Source organism: Pseudomonas sp. URMO17WK12:I11, assembly GCF_007677725.1.
Taxonomy (GTDB): domain Bacteria; phylum Pseudomonadota; class Gammaproteobacteria; order Pseudomonadales; family Pseudomonadaceae; genus Aquipseudomonas.
Genome location: NZ_VEDF01000037.1, coordinates 1 through 600, shown reverse-complemented (window position 1 = coordinate 600; position 600 = coordinate 1). Strand labels below are relative to the sequence as shown.

The following is a 600-nucleotide window of genomic DNA, read 5'->3' as shown; positions in this document are numbered from 1 at the left end:
AGCTCGCGTCCTCCGGCTACGCCGTCGGGGGTGCTGCGCACCCTGGGCCCTCCAGACGCCTACGCTCGGCCTCCTGAAGTCGCAACTTGTGTTGCCTGAACTATTGCGCGCTTAGAAGCCAAAGCAACAGCAACAGCAACAGCAACAGCAACAGCAACAGCAACAGCAACAGCAACAGCAACAGCAACAGCGACAGCAACAGCGACAGCAACAGCAACAGCAACTGCAACTGCAACTGCAACTGCAACTGCAACTGCAACGGTAAAATAGGTTTTTACTGTGGCCGCAACTGGGGCAGCAGCTCGCGCGCTTGATCGAGTTGTATAGGCAGTGGCGGTAGTTGGCGAGATCGGCGAGTATCAGCGATGCCATGCTGCAAGATTTGGATTTGAGTCGTGCAGATATTCTGCAGGAGGCAGAGGGCAATATTGGGAAGATCCACCGAAAAATAATCAGCGTAGAGCGCTTTGTTTTTATTTTTGCTTTTGCTTTTGCTTTTGCTTTTGCTTCTAAGCGCGCGGAAGTTCAGACAACGCGAAACGCGACCTCAGGAGGCCGAACGTAGGCGTCTGGAGGGCCCAGGGTGCGTAGCACCCCCGA

2 protein-coding genes are annotated in these 600 nt (G+C 54.7%); one reads left to right on the top strand and one right to left on the bottom strand.

Going from position 1 to position 600, the window contains the following annotated elements; genetic code table 11:
- Window positions 1-100 precede the first annotated feature (100 nt).
- A complete protein-coding gene (locus FS665_RS23480; protein ID WP_178108399.1) occupies window positions 101-259 on the bottom strand; it encodes a hypothetical protein in 159 nt (52 codons plus the stop codon).
- Window positions 260-370: 111 nt separating this feature from the next.
- Here FS665_RS23480 and FS665_RS23125 point away from each other — a divergent pair, with 111 nt between their 5' ends.
- Window positions 371-565, top strand: coding sequence for a hypothetical protein (locus FS665_RS23125; RefSeq protein ID WP_145193656.1), 195 nt, complete (start codon window positions 371-373; stop codon window positions 563-565).
- Window positions 566-600 lie beyond the last annotated feature (35 nt).